The sequence below is a fragment of the Pseudomonas sp. PDM17 genome (genome assembly GCF_014851985.1).
In the GTDB taxonomy this organism is placed as follows: domain Bacteria; phylum Pseudomonadota; class Gammaproteobacteria; order Pseudomonadales; family Pseudomonadaceae; genus Pseudomonas.
The window spans coordinates 1-425 of the sequence record NZ_JACVAT010000026.1 but is presented as its reverse complement, the minus strand read 5'-3'; the positions used below and the strand labels follow the sequence as shown (position 1 = coordinate 425).

General features: G+C 60.7%; 1 pseudogene. It reads right to left on the bottom strand.

Going from position 1 to position 425, the window contains the following annotated elements:
- Positions 1-425 (bottom strand): annotated as a pseudogene (locus IB256_RS30490) (hypothetical protein); the annotation flags it as partial.

Sequence of the window (425 nt, the reverse complement as noted above, 5' to 3'; positions counted from 1 at the left end):
GTCGGAGTCGCGCCGGCGAAGCTGTAGTCGGTACCGGCAATGGTGGTGCCAGCAGTGCCGACAGCTACGTCAGTGGTGGAGCCTGCACCCAGAGCCACGTCATTGGCGTTGTTGGCCTTCGACTCACGACCCAGTGCCAGGCTGCTGTCACCGATAGAGGTAGCGTTGTAGCCCACCGCGGTGCTGCCCTGACCTTCAGCCGAGGAGTCCGACAGCTCGAGACCGGCATCGTTGGTGCGCACATAACGAATGCCGCGGCCGTGGATATCGGTGTACTCGGTGGTCTGGTCACCAGCGAAGTTGTTGATGGTGTCGCCCATGTTGACGATGGACTCATTAGTCTCGTTGAGCTGAGACATGTTCACTGCATCGCTGTCATCCACGCCGCGAGCAACGTTGGTGATCCTGGTGCCGCCAGTCTTGGT